This window comes from Nonomuraea polychroma (genome assembly GCF_004011505.1).
Lineage (GTDB): Bacteria > Actinomycetota > Actinomycetes > Streptosporangiales > Streptosporangiaceae > Nonomuraea > Nonomuraea polychroma.
The window spans coordinates 2,692,840-2,709,920 of sequence record NZ_SAUN01000001.1 but is presented as its reverse complement, the minus strand read 5'-3'; the positions used below and the strand labels follow the sequence as shown (position 1 = coordinate 2,709,920).

Annotated in this window: 15 protein-coding genes; 4 read left to right on the top strand and 11 right to left on the bottom strand. The window is 71.6% G+C overall.

Annotated features, from left to right (window positions below; all coding sequences use genetic code 11):
• Positions 1-20: 20 nt before the first annotated feature.
• The 4 genes from EDD27_RS11960 to EDD27_RS11945 are packed head-to-tail and all read right to left on the bottom strand — an operon-like array spanning position 21 to position 4,640.
• A complete protein-coding gene (locus EDD27_RS11960) occupies positions 21-1,232 on the bottom strand; it encodes a DegT/DnrJ/EryC1/StrS family aminotransferase (RefSeq protein WP_127932477.1) in 1,212 nt (403 codons plus the stop codon).
• Positions 1,229-1,981: an amidohydrolase family protein gene (locus EDD27_RS11955; protein ID WP_127932476.1), complete on the bottom strand. Its 753-nt coding sequence runs from the start codon at positions 1,979-1,981 to the stop codon at positions 1,229-1,231. Before EDD27_RS11955 ends, EDD27_RS11960 begins: the two co-directional genes overlap by 4 nt.
• Positions 1,978-2,646, bottom strand: a complete 669-nt coding sequence (locus EDD27_RS11950) for an amidohydrolase family protein (protein WP_127932475.1) — start codon at positions 2,644-2,646, stop codon at positions 1,978-1,980. The genes EDD27_RS11955 and EDD27_RS11950 overlap by 4 nt, the downstream gene beginning before the upstream one ends.
• On the bottom strand, positions 2,643-4,640 hold the full coding sequence (locus tag EDD27_RS11945) for an NHL repeat-containing protein (protein WP_127932474.1): 1,998 nt from the start codon (positions 4,638-4,640) through the stop codon (positions 2,643-2,645). Before EDD27_RS11945 ends, EDD27_RS11950 begins: the two co-directional genes overlap by 4 nt.
• 82 nt (positions 4,641-4,722) lie before the next feature.
• On the opposite strand from EDD27_RS11945, the gene EDD27_RS11940 reads away from it, so the two are divergent.
• Genes EDD27_RS11940 through EDD27_RS11930 form a run of 3 tightly spaced genes read left to right on the top strand, consistent with a single transcriptional unit; the run spans position 4,723 to position 8,183 of the window.
• Positions 4,723-5,484, top strand: a complete 762-nt coding sequence (locus EDD27_RS11940) for an amidohydrolase family protein (RefSeq protein WP_206641370.1) — start codon at positions 4,723-4,725, stop codon at positions 5,482-5,484.
• Positions 5,481-6,209: an amidohydrolase family protein gene (locus EDD27_RS11935; RefSeq protein WP_127932473.1), complete on the top strand. Its 729-nt coding sequence runs from the start codon at positions 5,481-5,483 to the stop codon at positions 6,207-6,209. The genes EDD27_RS11940 and EDD27_RS11935 overlap by 4 nt, the downstream gene beginning before the upstream one ends.
• A 45-nt stretch (positions 6,210-6,254) precedes the next feature.
• Positions 6,255-8,183, top strand: coding sequence for a PQQ-binding-like beta-propeller repeat protein (locus tag EDD27_RS11930; protein ID WP_127932472.1), 1,929 nt, complete (start codon positions 6,255-6,257; stop codon positions 8,181-8,183).
• A 3-nt stretch (positions 8,184-8,186) separates the two neighbouring features.
• On the opposite strand, the gene EDD27_RS11925 is transcribed toward EDD27_RS11930, so the two are convergent.
• The 5 genes from EDD27_RS11925 to EDD27_RS11905 form a co-directional block, all read right to left on the bottom strand.
• Positions 8,187-9,251: a dihydrodipicolinate synthase family protein gene (locus EDD27_RS11925; protein WP_127932471.1), complete on the bottom strand. Its 1,065-nt coding sequence runs from the start codon at positions 9,249-9,251 to the stop codon at positions 8,187-8,189.
• 68 nt (positions 9,252-9,319) lie between these two features.
• Positions 9,320-10,183: a carbohydrate ABC transporter permease gene (locus tag EDD27_RS11920; protein ID WP_127932470.1), complete on the bottom strand. Its 864-nt coding sequence runs from the start codon at positions 10,181-10,183 to the stop codon at positions 9,320-9,322.
• A complete protein-coding gene (locus EDD27_RS11915) occupies positions 10,183-11,049 on the bottom strand; it encodes a carbohydrate ABC transporter permease (RefSeq protein WP_127932469.1) in 867 nt (288 codons plus the stop codon). The genes EDD27_RS11920 and EDD27_RS11915 overlap by 1 nt, the downstream gene beginning before the upstream one ends.
• 56 nt (positions 11,050-11,105) lie before the next feature.
• Complete coding sequence (locus tag EDD27_RS11910; protein ID WP_127932468.1) at positions 11,106-12,353, bottom strand: ABC transporter substrate-binding protein; 1,248 nt, start codon at positions 12,351-12,353, stop codon at positions 11,106-11,108.
• Between the two features lie 86 nt (positions 12,354-12,439).
• Positions 12,440-13,627: a DegT/DnrJ/EryC1/StrS family aminotransferase gene (locus EDD27_RS11905; RefSeq protein ID WP_241563986.1), complete on the bottom strand. Its 1,188-nt coding sequence runs from the start codon at positions 13,625-13,627 to the stop codon at positions 12,440-12,442.
• Positions 13,628-13,695: 68 nt separating this feature from the next.
• On the opposite strand from EDD27_RS11905, the gene EDD27_RS11900 reads away from it, so the two are divergent.
• A complete protein-coding gene (locus EDD27_RS11900) occupies positions 13,696-14,901 on the top strand; it encodes a hypothetical protein (protein WP_241563985.1) in 1,206 nt (401 codons plus the stop codon).
• 9 nt (positions 14,902-14,910) lie between these two features.
• Here the strand turns inward: EDD27_RS11900 and EDD27_RS11895 are convergent, their stop codons facing one another.
• Both EDD27_RS11895 and EDD27_RS11890 read right to left on the bottom strand, forming a co-directional pair.
• On the bottom strand, positions 14,911-15,933 hold the full coding sequence (locus EDD27_RS11895; RefSeq protein ID WP_164903580.1) for a dihydrodipicolinate synthase family protein: 1,023 nt from the start codon (positions 15,931-15,933) through the stop codon (positions 14,911-14,913).
• Between the two features lie 71 nt (positions 15,934-16,004).
• Positions 16,005-17,012: an NAD-dependent epimerase/dehydratase family protein gene (locus tag EDD27_RS11890; protein WP_127932466.1), complete on the bottom strand. Its 1,008-nt coding sequence runs from the start codon at positions 17,010-17,012 to the stop codon at positions 16,005-16,007.
• Between the last annotated feature and the right edge of the window lie 69 nt (positions 17,013-17,081).

Below are 17,081 nucleotides of genomic sequence, written 5' to 3'. Positions count from 1 at the left end.
CACGGCAGACGGGCCGAGCCTCATGCGGCGAGGACCTTCGCCAGGGCCTCGGCGAGGTGGGTGGCGCCGGAGGGGTCGTCCATGAGCATGGACTGGCGGACCCAGAGCACCTCGCGGGAGGCGGCCTCGGCGGCCGGGCAGGGCTCCGCGCGGGCGCCTGCCTCGGTCAGGGCCGGCATCGTGCCGAGCGGCGGATAGCCGCCGTCGAGCGGCACGCCCTCCGCCTCCATGGCCTCCAGCAGGAACGACCGGTCGAACGGCACGTGGAGGCGCAGCATGAGCAGGTGCCGCGAGTCGCGCGTGGCGCCCGGCGGCGGTGGGACCACCGTCACCGGCGGGTCCCCACCGTCGTCACCGGCGGGCACGCGGATCGCCGCCAGTTCGCGCTCGACGGCCGCGGCGAAGGCGTTCCTGCGGTCGATCTCCTCGTCGAGCCGGTCCAGCCAGGGCAGCAGGAGCGCGGCCTGGATCTCGGTCAGTCGCAGGTTCCAGCCGACGCTGGGATGGCCGTACCAGGCGCCGTCCAGCGTGCGGCCCAGGTTGCAGACCGACCAGATGGCCGCGTGGACGGCCTCGTCGCGGCAGACGATCAGGCCGCCCTCGCCCGCCGTCATGGCCTTGCTGGATTGGAAGCTGTAGACGCCGGCGTCCCCGAGCCCGCCGATGGGGCGGCCTCGGTACGTGGCGCCGTGTGCTTGGGCCGCGTCCTCCACCACGGCCAGGCTGTGCCGTGCGGCGACCGCGTTCAGAGCGTCCATGTCCGCGGGGCTGCCGGCCAGGTGCACCGGCATGATCGCGGCCGTGCGGGGCGTGACGGCCGCCTCCGCGGCAGACGCGGACAGGTGCAGATCGACCGGGTCGACGTCGGCGATCACCGGTGTGGCGCCGGCGAGCAGGACGGCCGTGGCGCTGGCGACGAACGTGTACGCCGGGACGATCACCTCGTCGCCGGCCCCGACGCCCAGGCCGCGCAGCGCGGCGAACAGGCCGAGCGTGGCGTTGCCGACGGCGACGCCGTACGCGACGCCGGAGCGGCGCGCGAACGCGGCGGTCAGGTCCGCGCAGGCCGAGCCGCCCTGGGTGGCGCCCCAGCGGCCGCTCTCCAGCACGGCGGTGACGAGCTCGCGCTGGGCCGCGTCCAGCGGTGGCGGCCACGACGGCCAGGGGGCGGTGCGTACGGGAGTGCCGCCATGGAGGGCGAGCGTCGCCCGCCGTTCGGCGTCGAGTGTCATGGGAGGCGTCCTTCCGTGGTGCCGCGGTCGGTGGAGCGGGTCGTTTCCAGCACGCGGGCGAGGTTGCCGCCCTGGATGAGGGCACGGTCGGCGTCGTCGAGCGGGGCGAGGGCGACGCGGCCGAAGCCGATCCGCAGGTCGAGGAAGCAGGCGTCGGAACCGTAGACGACGCGGTCGGCGCCGACCTGGGCGGCGAGGCGGGCGATCCATCGTCCGGTCATCTTGGAGCCACAGATCTCCAGGTAGACGTTGGGGTGGTCGCGGATCAGCCCGGCGGCGCGGGCGAAGCCGTACGGCCAGAGCCCGGCGTGTCCGAGCAGCAGCGGTACGCCGGGATGCCGGCGCGCCACGGTGACGAACCGGTCAGGGTCGCTCCACGGCGAGTCCGTCTGGCCGTGGGCGAGCACGGGCAGGCCGAGCTCCCAGACGGGGTCGTAGCGGCGGTCGTCGAGGGGACACTGGTGCACGTCCGGGTGGATCTTGACGCCCCAGACGCCCTGATCGGTGAGCCGGTTGCGCTGGTGAGGGTTGTAGACCTGCCACACGCCGAACCGGCCGGGGTGCCGCTCGGCGGCGGCGAACGCCAGCCGGTTCCCCTCCTCGGCACTGGGGCCGACGGCGAGCAGGTGGCTGATGCCGATCGCGTCGATGCCGAGGCGGTCCATCAGGGCGACCATGCCGTCGGCCGACGGGTCGGGGATGAGGAAGTCGGGCCACGGGCCGAGGTGGCCGTGCGCGTCGAGGATCACAGCAGGCTCCCTCCCGATGCGATCAGGGCGACGTCGGCCTCCGGCAGGTCCAGGTGGTCGAGGAGGAAGCGGGGGCCGCAGTCGTCCATGACCGGGGCGCCGGTGCCGAACACCAGCCGTTCGGCCCCGAAGTGCCCGGCCAGCCACTCGACGCCGCGCTGGGTGTTGACGGTGCCGATCTCCAGCCACAGGTTCGGGATCGCGGTCATCAGCTCGGCGATCGCGCGCAGCCGCCGGTAGCCGGGGTTGAGCAGCAGGATGCGCTGCTCGGGCAGCTCTCTGGCGAGGGCGAGCAGGTGCCCGGGCGAGGTCTCCTCGAAGTCGACGGCCGCCGTGACGCCGAGCGCCGCCAGCCAGCGCAGGGCCGTCGGCCCGGTCAGCTCGAAGCGGTGCCGGTTCGGGCAGAGCCTGACCATGGGCACGTCCCAGTCCGGCACCGGCTCGAAGGACTCGGGCAGCAGCACGGGCACCGGCACGAGCCGGGGGTCGTGGAGGTCGAGCAGCGCCTCGTTCCCGGCGCGGACGTCGGAGTGGATGGCGAGGGTGTGGGTCACGTAGGCCTGGTGGATGCCCAGCCGGTCCATCTCCGGCCGCGGGTCCTCCGGCAGGTCGTCGAAGGGTACGGGGCCGATGAGCCGGTGGGCGTCCACGACGAGATCCGTCATCGGCTTTGCGGCGGGGTGACGGTGAGGAGCGGGCAGCGCGGGTCGAGGTCGATCCTGGCCAGATGCCGGCCGCTCAGGGCCCAGGCCTTCCATGAGCCGGGCTCGAAGTGCAGCTGCGGGTTGGTGTACCAGTCGTCGCCGAGGCCGGTGGCCAGGTGCGTGGCCTGGTCGCTCAGCTCGTAGGCGTTGCCGCCGCCGAAGAACGTGCTGACGAACACCTTGCCGCGGTGCGTGGTCAGCTCGCCGTACCCGGACAGGGTGCCCTGGTGCTTGACTGTCCTGGTGGCCAGGTCCAGGGCGATCCAGGCGCCGGAGTCGCGCTTGTAGACGCCGTAGAGCAGGCCGCCGTGCACCTTGATGTCCTGGAAGGTACGGAAGCCGGGGACCGGGTCCACCTGCCATGACACGGTACGGGTTCGGAGGTCGAAGGCCGCGACGGACGCCGAGGTCTTCACCGGCGTGACACCGCCGCCGCCGAGCACGTCGCCGCCGAGGTACACGATGCCGTTGCGGGCGTCCAGCGACAGGCTCATCAGGCTCTGGCCGGGGATGACGCCCTTGTAGACGTCGATCGCGCCGGTGTCGGGGTCCACGATCGACAGGGCGCCTTCGAGCTTGCCGCCGAGGGGGGCGGAGGCGACCAGCAGCTTGTCGGTCACCGGGTCGTACTCGATGTCCCAGGGGCGCTGCTGGCCGTGTCCGAGGTAGCCGAGCCCGCGGATCTCGTCGGTGCGGAGGTCGATGGAGATGATCTGACCGCTCGGGTAGATGGCGGCGTAGATCTTGTTTCCGCGCCGCACGAGGTCCTTGGGCTCGCCCGGGACGCGGAACCTGCGCTTCTGACCGGTACGCAGGTCGCGGACGTCCATGAAGAAGTGGCCGCCGACGTAGACGGCCCGGCCGGGCACCAGCAGCATGCTCTGGGGCCGCTCGGGGCCGCTCGGCAGGCCGGCCTCGATCAGGTCGGTGAACCGGGACTCGCCGGTCCGCAGGTCCAGCGACCACATGCCGCCGCTGCCGGAGAAGCCGATCAGGGTGCCGTCGCCCGCGAGCGCGAGCCGCCTGGTCTCGTCGTCCTGCGACGGCGGGTCGGCGATCTTGGCGGGCGCGGCGTCGCCGGTGCGGTAGCGGTGGACGGCGCCGTCGGGGCGGGAGGTGCCGTAGACCGTGCCGTCGGCGGCCACGGTGAGCGCGTCGAGGCTGCCCGCGGCGAGGGGGACATGCCGTGCGTCCGTCCCGTCCTTGCGCACGTCGATGAGCGTCTGGCCGCTGACCGCGAGGATCCGGTCGCCGTGCTCGGCGACCACCCCGATGCCGGCCGGGCCCTGGGCCAGCTCCTTGACGGCGCCCGTCGTGCGGTCGATCGCAACGAGCTTGCCCTTGTCGAGCAGGCCCGCGTAGACGTTCCGGGCGTCGGCCGCCACCGTCCTGACGTACCGCTCGCCGGTGGCGAGCACCCCGAAGTCGCGTACCGCGCCGGTGGCGGGGACGTACTCCCTGACCCGGCCGTCCGGATAGGTGCCCGCGTAGAGGGTGCCGTCGGGGGCCGCGGCCAGCGCCCAGATGTAGCCGCCGTTCCTGCCGAAGGAGGCCAGGCGCGCCACCTCGCCGGTAGCCGGGTCGAAGCGGTAGAGGTCCGGGACGGGGTACGTGCCGACGTAGACCTTGCCGCCCGATACGGCCGTGGCCCAGCCGCCCTCCGGTTCCCCGGCCGCGGGGCCGTCGGGCAGGCGCACGCTCCTGACGACCTCCCGGGTGGCCAGGTCGATCTCGGCCAGCACAGGAGGCTTCTGGCCGCGCGTGACGACGTAGGCCTTGTCCTTGTGGACCGCGGCGCCCACGATGGCGCCGGTCACCGACGCCGGCCCGAACGTCTCCACGCGCGGCCCGGCACACGAGGCCGCCTCTCGCGGGGTGGCCGCTTGGGCCGGGAGCACCGGCAAGAGCAGGGTGGCGGCCAGGGCCGCGGAGACCGCGAGGGGTTTACGCGGCATGGCCGCACCTCCACAAGAGCGTGTTGCCCAATTTTGGCCCAGACCGTAATGTGCTGAGCTGGATAAGTCAATGGAGGCGGTTGTGACGGCGTTCGACGCGAGCAGTCTTGTCGGCGGGCTCGAGGTGACCCTCGACGTGGATGTGCTGGTCGGCGCCTATCCCGACCGTGACGGCCCGCCGGGCACGCCCCGGGCGGTGCTGGACACGCTGGCCGCACACCGCATCCGGGCGGGCGCGGTCGCGTCTCTGCGGGCCGCGCTGTTCGACATGCGGTCAGGCAATGACGAGGTCCTGGCCCTGGCCACGAGCGACGGCACCGGGACCGCCTCCGGCCGCGACCCGGCGGTCGTCCCGGTGGGGACCGTGGATCTGCGCGACCCCATCGGGGCCGTACGCGAGATCGACCGGCTCGCCGAGCTGGGCGTGCAGGCCGTCAGGCTCTTCCCCGACGAGCAGGGCGTCGAGGCGGGCTTCCCCTCGGTCCGCCACGTCGCCAGGAAGGCGGCCGGGCTCGGCCTCGTCGTGCTGACCGGCGGGGACGTGCGGCGCTTCTGGCAGCCGTTCTCCGGCCTGGACGCCACGGTCGTCTTCCTCGACACGCACTTCTACCACCTGGGCGACTTCCTCGTGGTCGCCGCCGACGAGCCGGGCTTCCACACCTCGACCCGCCTGCTCAACTCCCCCGACGCGCTGGAGACCGTGCCGGCGGACCGGCTCCTGTACGGCTCGCGCACCCCCCACTACGAGCCGGTCGTGCCGCTGCTGCGCCTGGCGACGAGCGGGCTGAAGCCGGACGAGATCGCCGCCGTGGCGGGCGGCAACGCGAGGAGGCTGCTCGGATGATCATCGACGTGCACGCGCACTGGGGCCCGTGGTTCTTCACCATGGACGTCGCCGGAGCCAACTTGTCCGCCATGGACCGCTTCGGCATCGACCTGTCCATCGTCTCGGCCACCGAAGCGGTGATCTACGACGCCCCGGCGGGCAACCGGGCCTTGGCCGCCTGGCTGGACACCCAGGACCGCCACCTCGGATATGTCACCATCAATCCCCGCCGACCGGCCGACGCCGAGCGGGACCTGCGCGCATACCTGCCCACCGGCAAGTTCGTCGGCGTCAAGATCCACACCGACTACACACGATCGCCCGCCTCCTCGCCCCAGATGCGGGAGGCGCTGGCCATGGTCGCGGAGGCGGGCGTGCCCGCGCTGGTTCACACCTGGGGCGCCACGGTGCTGGACCTGGCACAGAGCTGCCTCGACACGCCCGGCCTGCGGGTCATCGCGGGGCACATGGGCGCCGACGCCTTCCCTTACGCCATCGAGGCCGCGAACGCCTGCGACCGCCTCTACCTGGAGCCCTGCTACTCCCACGCGCCCACCGGCCGCATCGCGCAGGTGGCGGCCGCCGTGGACCGCACGCGGCTGCTCTTCGGCACCGACTCGACCCTCATCGACCCGGCCTCGGCGTTCGGAGCGGTGGCGGCGGCGGGTCTCGACCCGGAGACGGCCGAGCTGGTCGCGTGGCGGAACGCCGCCCAGCTTTTCGATCTGGACATTACGGCCTAGGCCGTTATAGCGTTCGGCCAGTCTTCCCGAGGAGTGACCAGCCGCATGATCCCCCGCCGCCGTTTCCTCCAAGCCGCAGCCGCCTCCGCAGCCGCCGCGACCCTCCCGGCCACCCCCGCGATGGCCGCCACCCGCGAGCCGGAAGGCACGATCACCGACCTCGGCCCAGCCAGCGTCGCCAGCCCTCTGGGCAACGCCGAGTTCGTCGGCGACGTGCTCTACATGGGCTCGCGCGGCCTGGCGCCCAACGTCGTGGGCGCCTGGGACCTGGCCCAGGACAAGGTCACGGCCCACTTCGAGATCACCACCGGAGTGGGCATCTGGGCGATGTGCAAGGTGGGCACCGACGTCTACGTCGGCACCCACTCCCGATCGGACCTCTACAAGATCGACACACTGACGGGCGCCACGACCAGGCTCGCGCAATACCCCGACCCGTACATCTGGACCATGGCGGCCTCCCCCGACGGCAAGGTCTACATGGGCATGTCGCAGCCCGGGCGCGTGGTGGAGTACGACCCCGCCACCGGCGTCAGCCGCGACCTGGGCCAGCCCGCCCCAGGCGAGGCGTACGTCCGCAGCATCCAGGCCGACGCCACCCACGTCTACGCCGGCGTCGGCACCAACGCCCACCTCGTCGCGATCGACCGGCAGACCGGGGAGAAGCGCGAGCTGCTGCCCGCCGAGGTGGCCGACCGCGATTGGGTGTCCAGCATGTCGATCAGCGACACGCACGTGGCGGGCGGGATGAACTCGCTGGCGGAGCTGATCGTGCTGGAGAAGGCGGACCCGGCCGCGTACAAGGTGGTCAAGGCCACGGCGCCGGGCGAGAAGTACATCGTCTCGGTGCTGATCCACGACGGCTGGGTCTACTTCGCCGGCCGCCCCTCCGGGACCCTCTACCGCTACCGGATCGCGACCGGCACGTACGAGGTGCTCGGCGTGCCGTTCCCGGAGGCGGCCACCGTCCGCATCCTGGAGCACCAGGGAAAGATCTACGGTATCCAGGATCCCGGCGTCTTCGTCTACGACCCGGCCACCGGCACCATCGACTACGTCAGCCACGTGCAGAAGGGCTTCCGGGCCGCCCCGGAGGAGCCGATGTCGGTGCACTGCGACGGCGAACGCGTCTACGTCGGCGGCAAGGGCGGCTGCGACATTCACGACCTGGCCACCCGCCAGGTCACCAGGCTGGCCATCGCCGGCGAGCCCAAGACCATCATGACCGCCGGCGACACCACGTACCTCGGCATCTACACCCAGGCCGCCCTCTACTCCCACCGCGCCGGCGACCCCGAGGCCAAACTGCTCTTCCGCACCGGCCACAACCAGGACCGGCCGAAGGACCTGTGCCACGACAAGCTGACCGGGCTGATCGTGATGTCCACCCAGCCCGAGCCCGGACACCCGAACGGCGCGCTCGACGTGTACGACCCGCGGACCGGCAAGCTCGACACCTACCGGCCGATCGTCGAGCGGCAGACCGTGTTCTCGCTGACGGCCCGGCTGGGCACCGTCTACATGGGCACCAGCACGCAGGAGGGCCTCGGCGCCCCGCCGGTCACGACCACGGCCAAGCTGGCGGCCTTCGACCTGCGCACGCGGAAGGTGCGGTGGGAGATCGAGCCGGTGGCCGGCGCGAAAGCCGTCACGAGCCTGAAGCACACGCCGCTCGCCCTGTACGGGATCACCGACGGCGGCGTCCTGTTCGAGTACGACCTGCGCCGGCGCGAGGTCACCCGCACGCTGCAGGTGTGCGACCGGGGCGGCGACCTCGTGCTGGCCGGCCTCCATGCGTACACCAGCGACGAGGACGCCGTCTACAAGATCGACCTGGTCCGCTTCACGTCCCGCACGCTCGTGGACGGGCTGGCGAGCGACTGGTTCGGCGGCGGCTCCCGGCTCAACATCGACCCGTCCCGCGAGAGCCTTTACTGTCTCAAGGGCCGCAACCTCATCCGCATCGCCATCTGACGGTCACGAGGCGGCCGCCAGGACCCCGGCGTGCTCGCCCTCGGGGAGAGCGGGGCCGTACGGGTCGCAGGCGTGGGACCCGGGGATGAGGCCTTCCGCGGCGGCCAGCCAGAACATGCGCTGCACGTATCCCTCCATCGGCGCCGTGAACGTGGCCGCCGCCAGCCGGTCCAGCCGTGCGGACGCCTTCTCGAAACCGCGCAGGTCGTCGCCCTCGAACGCGCGCATCACGGCCGCAGTCGTCTCCACCGACGCGGCCGCGATGCCCACCAGCGCCGCCTGGGCGCCCCACAGGAGCGAGGGGCCGAACATGCGGTCCTCGCCGGTGATGGCCAGCCTGCCGGCCTCGCGGGTGAGGGCGATCGTCTCCTGGCATCCCATCGCGTCCGACAACAGCGCCGTCTTGAGCCCGGCGACCCCGGGGAGATCCAGGATGCGGCGGAGTGTGGCGGGCGGGCAGGGGGTCGTGTACAGGTCGAAGGCGATCATCGGCAGCCCGGTGGCCGCCCACACCGCCTCGTGCAGCGCCACCCGATCCCCCGGCGACGGAAACACCAGCACCCCGTCGGCCCCCAGCTCAGCCGCCGCCCGCGCATCCGCCACCGCCGCCTGCTCGCCCGCCCCCGGCTTCCGCCGCTCGCCGACGCGGCGCGCGGCGGCGCCGGCCGCTGCGGTGGCGGGTGCTGCGGTGGCGGGTGGCTGGACAGTGCCGCCCGTTGCGGTAGCGGCCGGCTGGGCGCCGACCCTTGGGGCGGATGGCTGGGCGGCGTCGCCGGTGGTGGCGGGTGGTGGGGTGCCGCCGATGCCGACGATGACCGGGACGCCCGTGCGGCGGGCGCGGGCGATCAGGCCGGCGCGGACGTCCGTGGGCAGGAAGGGCCCACGGCCGGTGTGGGCGAGGACGGCCAGGGCGTCGGCGCCCGTGGCGACCAGCCGCCGGAAGTACGCCTCCGCGACGTCGAGGTCCACCTCCCCCGCCCGCGTCATCGGCGTCAGCGCGGCGGCGACCAGGGCCCCGCGCAGACGGTCGCGCAGCCGGGCGGCCCTCGGATCGATCGGCGTGCTCATCATGGCTCCCCTCACCGGACATTCCGGGCGACAAGCGTAAGCCGTTCAGCTCCGGGGCCGGGAGCCGGTCACTTCAGGCCGGTCATCGCGATGCTGTTGACCAGATAACGCTGCAGCAGGAAGAACACCAGCAGACACGGCACCGCCGAGATCGCCGCGGAGGACATCAGCATCGACCACTGCAGCTCCTCCGTCTTGAGCACCGTCAGCCCCACGGTCAGCGTCCGCGTGGCGTCGCTCTGCGAGATCACCAGAGGCCACAGGAAGTCGTTCCAGTGCCACAGGAAGACGAACACCCCCAACGTGGCCAGGATCGGCTTGGTCAGCGGCACCACGATCGTCCAGTAGACGCGCAGCTCCGAGGCGCCGTCCACCTTGGCGGCGTCGAACAGCTCGTCCGGCAGGCCCAGGATGAACTGGCGCATGAGGAAGACCGCCTGCGAGTTGGCCAGCGTCGGAACGATCAGCCCCCAGAAGGTGTCGGCGCCGCCGAAGTCGGACACGAGCACGTACAGCGGGATGAGCGTCGCCTGGAACGGCACCATCATCGTGGCGAGGAACGTCCACAACATGGTGTCCCGTCCGGGAAACCGTTTCTTGGCGAACGCGTAGCCGGCCATCGACGCGGTGAGCAGGATGATCACCACGGAGACGGCCGAGTAGATCAGCGAGTTGAGCGTCCACTCGACGAACCCGGAGGCGTTCAGGACCTGCATGATGTTGTCGAAGGTGAGCGAGTCCGGCCACTGGACGGGCACGGTCGGCTCGCCCCTGGGCGAGAGCGCCACGATCACCATGGCGATGAACGGGCCCAGGGTCAGCAGCGACATGACCGCGAGCAGCGCGTAGAGCGCCCACCTCGTGCCGTGCCGGCGGGGGGTGGCGCCCTGCCGGACCCGGGTGGCGGCCGGGCGCGTGGCCGTCATCGTCATCAGGTGTTCTCCTTGCCGACGAAGCGGCGCTGGATCAGCGAGACGACCAGCACGACGGCGAAGAGCACCATCCCCCACGTGGCCGCGTAGCCGAACTCCCAGAACCTGAAGCCGCGTTCGAAGATGCCGTAGATGAGCGTGTAACTGGCCTTGGCGGGCCCGCCGCCGGTCATCACGTAGATCGTGTCGAAGACCTGGAAGGAGGCGATCGTCTCGATCACCAGCACGAAGAAGAGCGCGGGCTTGAGCAGGGGCAGCGTGATGCCGCGGAAGCGCTGCCAGGGGCCGGCGCCGTCGACCTTGGCGGCCTCCAGGTACGAGCCGGGGATGGCCTTCAGCCCGGCCAGCAGGATCAGCATCGAGTAGCCGAAGCCTTTCCAGCAGGAGACGAGGGCCAGGGCGGGCAGCACCAGCTCCGCCCGTTCCATGAAGGCGACGGGCCCCAGGTCGAGCTTGGCCAGCACGCCGTTGATCAGGCCGTCGAACTCGTAGATCCAGCGCCAGATGATGCCGGCGAACACGAAGCTGGTCACGTACGGCAGGAAGAGCATGCCGCGGAACAGCCCGCGCAGGAAGACGATCGAGTTGAGCAGCAGCGCCGTGCCGAGCGAGACGGCCATGACCAGCGGCACGTAGATGACGGTGTACACCATCGTGGCCCGCAGGCTGGACCAGAAGTTCGGGTCGTTCACGAGCCGCGTGTAGTTGTCGGCGCCGATGAAGCTCCACTCTCCGCCGATGTTCCAGTTCGTCAGGCTCATGCCCGCCGCCCCGAGTGTGGGGAAGATCCTGAAGATCAGGAACAGCACGAGCATCGGGAGGACGAACAGCAGTCCCGTGACCGGATCACGCAGGCGATGGCGCACCGGGTCTCACACCTTTCCGAGAAGACGGGCCTCCCCTGGAGGAGGCCCGGATCGTGTCAGCCGCCGGTGGCCAGCAGCTCGTTGCCCTCCTTGGCGGCGGCGTCCAGTGCTGTCTTGGCGTCCTCCTTGCCGATCAGCGCCGCCTGGATGTGGGCCGAGATCATCGCCATGACCTGACGGGCCTTGGGGTGGGCGTCGCCGGGGAAGGCGTACTGCAGCGACTTGGCGAACTCCTTGGAGGTCGCCGACTGGTCGGGGATCGTCACGTCGGTCCGCGCGGAGAAGAAGCCGGACTCCTTGGCCAGCGGCCCGGCCACCTCGGGAGAGGCGACGTAGGCGGCGAACTTCTTGGCCGCGTCCTTGCTCTCGGAGTGCTTGGCCAGGACGAGGCCGCCGGGGATGCCGAACGCGACCCGCTTGGTGCCTTCCAGCGGCAGGCCGATGCCCACGTTCTCGGCGCCGATGGCGGCGCCGAGCTGCTCGGCGTTGAGTGCCGTGGCCGCGTGGTACATCGCGGTCTTGCCGGCGGCGAGCGCGCCGCCCTCGACGTCGTTGCTCTTGCTGGCGGTGTTCTCGGGCAGGCCGCCGACCGCCTTCAGGTCGAGCAGGAACTGCAGGCTGTCGATGCCCTGCTGGCTGTTGACGGTCACGCTCTTGCCGTCGGGCGAGAACACCGAGCCGCCGTTGGCCCACAGGATGGGGTAGAAGCTCTGGTTGAGCGAGACCTCGGGCTTGCCGGGGTAGTCGAGGATGGCCACCTTCTTGGCGGCCAGCTTGGGTGCGGCCTCCTTCAGCTCGGCCAGCGTCTCCGGCACCTTGGTGACGCCCGCGTCGGCGAAGAGCTTCTTGTTGTAGATGGGGGCCGTGATCGTCTGGTAGATGGGGACGCCGTAGAGCTTGCCGCTCACCGTCAGCGCGGTGAGCGCGTTGGGCAGGTAGGCGGCCTTGTCGGCGGCGATCACGTCGTCCACGGGCTCCAGTGTGCCCTGCTGGGCGTACTGCGGGATCTGGTCCGGGCCGAGCACGACCAGGTCGAAGCCCTTCCTGGAGGCCAGTGCCGTGGTGATCTTCTCCTGGCGGCCGTCCCAGGGCTGCTGGTCGATCTTGACGTCGATCGCGGGGTTCTTGGCCTCGAAGTCCTTCTCGACCTTGTCCCAGAAGGCCTTGTGCTTGGCCTGGTCGGCGATCACGGGGTACATCCAGAGGGTCAGCGTGCTCTTGTCCGAGCCCGAGCCACCGGATCCGCATCCGGCGATCACGACGCTCAGGGCGGCCGCGATGCCGGCTGCCGCTACGTTTCTCATCGGCGGCCTTCCTTTCCTGAATACCGGTCCTGACCGAAACCTAGTGATCGGGGTGGGTCCGGTCAATGCCTGATACATGAACGTAACTACGCTCTGGCGGGATAGTTCGCGATGGCGTCGGCGATGACCTTGACGTGCTCGGACGTGTAGTGCTCGTTCCAGTCGATGATCAGGAGCGTGCTGCCCACCAGGCGTTCGGCCTCCGGACAAGGGGCGGGACGGTAGCCCTCCAGGGGATAGCGGGAGGCGCCGTACACGGGCCGCCCCCACAGCGGGGCCTGGTTGAGGGGCTCCTTCAGATAACCGGGCCGCGCCGGGATCCCGGCCGCGCTCAGGTGCGCCGCCAGCTCGGGCGCGCCGCCCCCGGGCAGCACGAGCGGGAACAACCACCAGGCGTGCCCGTCCGGCCGGGGCAGCCCGATCTCGGCCTCGGATCCGTCCGGCCGGGCCAGCCACATCGTGACCCCGTCACTTCGGCCCATCCTGCGCAGCGCCTCGGTGAGCTCCACGGCGGTGCGGCGCCTGGACTCCACGATCCCCGGCAGTTTCGCGAGCTGGGCCCTGGCCACCGCCGCCTGCAGCTCGGTCATCCGGTAGTTCAGGCCCAGGCTCTCGTGGGAGCGGCCCGCGGCCCGGTCCCATCCCTTGTCCGTGAACAGCCGCATGCGCCTGGCCAGTTCGTCGTCGCTCGTGATGGTCAGCCCGCCGTCGCCGCAGGTGATGTGCTTCCACTGCTGCAGGCTCAAGGTCCCCACGTGGCCGGCCGTGCCCGCGTACCGGCCGCCGGGCAACTCTGTCAGCCAGGCCTGGGCGCAGTCCTCGATGAGCGTGAGACCGTGCGCGTCCGCCAGGGCGCGCAGCTCGCCGATCCGGGCGGGCGCGCCGAACAGGTGCACCGCCATGATCGCGCGGGTGCGCGGCCCGATGAGCGCGGCCACGGCGTCCGGATCGAGGTTTCCGTCGGACGGGTCGACGTCGGCGAAGACAGGAACGGCGTTCTGCGCCAAGATGGGGGCCACGGTCCCGAAGTCCGTGATCGGCGTCGTGATGATCTCGTCACCGGGATCCGGCGCCGCCGCCACGACCGACAGGTGGAGGGCCGCGGTGCCGGACGAGCACGCGATCGCGTGGCGGGAGCCGTAAAGCTCCGCGACCTCGCGTTCGAGCGCCCGCGCCTCGGTCCCCCACACGGAGTTGAGCATGCCGGAGCGGATGACCCGGTCCAGCGCCGCCACCTCCTCGTCGCCGAGCGTGCGGCCTGCGGGTTCGGCCATGTTGGGAAAGTGCAGGGTCACCAGATAGCCTTTCGGTCTAGACCGTAAAAATGGGGAAGGAGGCGCGGGTGGGTATCGTCATCGGAGTCGTCGGCCCGCACGATCTGGTCGACGACGTCGCCGCCACCTGCGAGGAGCAGCCCGGCGTGAGCACGCTCCGGCTCGACTACGACCACGAGTCGCAGGCTCCGGCCATCGTCGAGGCCCATGCCGGCGCGGTCGAGGGCTGGCTGTTCACCGGCATCGTGCCGTACATGCTGGCCCGCGGCGCCGACGTGCTCACCCGCCCCGCCGTGTTCGTCGACTACTCGGGCGCGACCCTGCTCAGCGCCCTGGTGCGGCTTCAGCGCGAGGGCCACGACATCACGCGGCTGTCGATCGACACCATCTCCCCCGCCGACGTCACGGCCACGTTCGTGGAGGCCGGGCTGCCCACCGACCGCCTGCGTACGCTCGGCTACCGTCCGGAGACGACCTCCAAGAAGATCGTCTCCTTCCACCGCCGCGACCCGGACCACCCGGTGATCACCTGCCTGAGCTCGGTGCACGAGGCGCTGCGCGGCGAGATGCACGTGCTGCGCCTGGCGCCGTCGGAGCACTCGGTCCGGGTGGCGCTGCGCCAGCTCCTGCTGACCGCCGAAGGCCAGGCTCAGGAGGACGCGCAGATCGCGCTCGGCCTGGTGGAGGTGGACGGCGACGAAGGCCTGCTGCGCGAGGCCGCCGCTCTGGGCGGCACGCTGGCCGCCTTCCGCGGCGGCACGCACCTGCTGGTGACCACCCGCGGCCCGCTCTTCGACGCCACCGGCGGCTTCACCGGGCTTCCCATGCTGGCGCGGCTGGCCGTTCACAGCAGCGTGGCGCGGGTGGGTTTCGGCCTCGGGCGCAGCGCCGCCGAGGCCGAGAGCCTGGCCCGCCGGGCGCTGGCCAGGGCCAGGCGCATCGGGGACGTGGCCGCCGTGCTGTCCTTGCGGGCCGACACCGACATCGTGCTGGAGTCGGTGGTCAGCATGCCGTCCGGGGAGCAGAACCTGTCGGTGCTCGCGCGGCGCGTCGGACTGTCGGTGCCGACCCTGGAGAAGCTGCTGGAGGCCCGCGACGCGGCCGGCGGCGAGGCGCTGACCACCCGGGAGATCGCCGAACGGCTCGCCGTCCAGCAGCGCACCGCCCGGCGGATGTTGCACCGGCTGGAGCTCGCCGGGCTGGCCGAACGTACCGGCAACCTGACCAGCGGCTCCAGCGGCCGTCCCCTCACCCTCTACCGCCTCACCCTCTGACCCGCGCCTCTAGGCCAGCCATCGGTCCAGCCCCTCGGCCACGAAGTCGTCGTCACGAAGCCACGGGTAGGCGGCCCAGATGCGGTCGATCTCCGCGAGCTGCCCCGGCGACAACTCCTCCTCCGGGTCGAGGCACCAGCGGCCCGCCAGCAGCCCCTGGCGGCGCAGCACCTCGTGGATGCCGGGGATGCAGCCGCGGAAGCCGTTCGCCGAGTCGAAGATGGCCGCGTTGGCGTCGGTGAGGTGACCGTCGAGGCCGAGCAGCCGGCGTACCGCCGCGTCGTCCCCCGCCCGGGCCATCGTGGCCTCCTCCAGCAGCTCCACCGCCCGTCGCACCCAGACCGCCCACTGGCCGAGCAGGCCGCCGACGAACTCCACCTCCACCTGCCGCCCGTCCACGACCACCCGGTGCGAGGTGATGAGATCGGCCAGGATGTGGTCGTCGTTGCCCGTGTAGAGCGCCACCTCGCCCGCCCGGCCCGCCCGTACGACGCCGTGCAGCACGTCCAGGGTGCGGTATCGGTCGAACGGCGCGACCTTGACGCCCACCACGGACTCGATCGACGCCAGCCTCGTCCAGAACTCGCGCGACAGCGGGCGCCCGCCCACCGCGGGCTGCAGGTAGAAGCCGATCACCGGCAGCACGTCGCCCACGGCCCGCGCCCGCTCGATCAGCCCGTCCTCGTCGAGCTCCCGGTTCGGGCTGAGCAGCACCATGTGATAGCCGAGCGACCTGGCCAGCTCGGCCTCCGCCACCGCCTGCTCGGTGGACCCGGTCGCACCGGCCACCAGCACCACCTCGCGGTCGGACTCCCTGGCCGTGCCGGCGGCCAGTTCGAGCACGGGCGCCAGCAGGCCGGTGCCGTGGATGGCGAACTGCGTGGTGTGCACGCCCACCGCCAGGCCGCCCGCGCCGGCCTCGACGTAGTAGCGCGTCAGCGCGCGCTGGCGGCGTTCGTCCAGCTTCCTGTCCTCGCTGAGGGCCAGGGGATGCGCCGGGATCACCAAGCCGCGCCTGAACAGGTCGCGCACAGACGTCTGAGCCTGTGGAGCCGTGCTGAGCACGTGAGGTCCCCCTTTGTCGTGAGAAGTGAGCACGCGGATCAGAAACGCCCGTCGCGGCGTTCGAACTTGGTGGGCTTGCCCAGCAGCGGCCCGCCGTCGGCGACCCAGCGCGCCGTGTGCTCGATGAGCTCGGCGGGGGTCAGCTCGGGGTAGCCGAACAGGCGGTGGCAGCGGGAGGCGTTCGACAGCAGCGCCGTCGGCGCCTCCTCGCCGGTGAACACCGGCTCCTTGCCGAGCGCCGCGCCGAGCGCCCGCGCCGCCTGCCGGACCGAGATCAGCTCGGGGCCCGTGACGTTGAGCACGTACGGCGGCACGTCGGCGAGCAGCAGCGACCGGAGCGCGACCTCGTTGGCGTAGCCCTGCCAGACCACGTTCACCTGGCCCGTCGTCAGGTCTACGGGCTCTCCGGCGAGCACCTTCTGGGCGAGGTCGACGAGGACGCCGTAGCGGAGCTCGACCGCGTAGTTGAGGCGGATGAGCGACATGGGCGTGCGGTTCTTCTCGGCGAAGTGCGTCAGGACGCGCTCCCTGCCCAGGCAGCTCATCGCGTAGTCGCCCACGGGTCCGGTGGGCGAGTCCTCGGTGCTGCCGCCGCTGGTGACGGGGACGAGGGGGTAGACGTTCCCGGTGGACAGCGCGGCGATCCTGCTGCCGGCGAACCGGTCGGCGACGCGGCCGGGCAGGTAGGCGTTGGTGAACCAGGTGGCGTGCTCGCGGCCTTGCGTGCCGAACTTGGCGCCCACCAGGAAGACCACGTTGGGCGCGTCCGGCAGCTCGCGCAGCGCCTGCTCGTCGGCGACGTCGGCGGCGACCACGGTGGCGCCTTCGTCCTGGAGAGCCGCGGCCAGGCCCGGCTCGGAGAAGCGGGACACCGCGATGACCCGCCGCTCGCCCCGGGTCGCGTTGAGGGCCAGGCGCACGAGGCTCGGACCGAGCTTGCCGCCGGCGCCCAGGATCATGATGTCGCCGTCGAGCTTGCCCAGATCGTCGACGAGCCCAGGACTCGGCCGTGCCAGCCGCTCCTCGAGTTCCGCTGTCGTCCGCACGCGGTCTCCTCCATCCGTGATTTACGGTCCAGACCGTAACCTTGGCGGACTTCGCCTGTCAACGGGGCG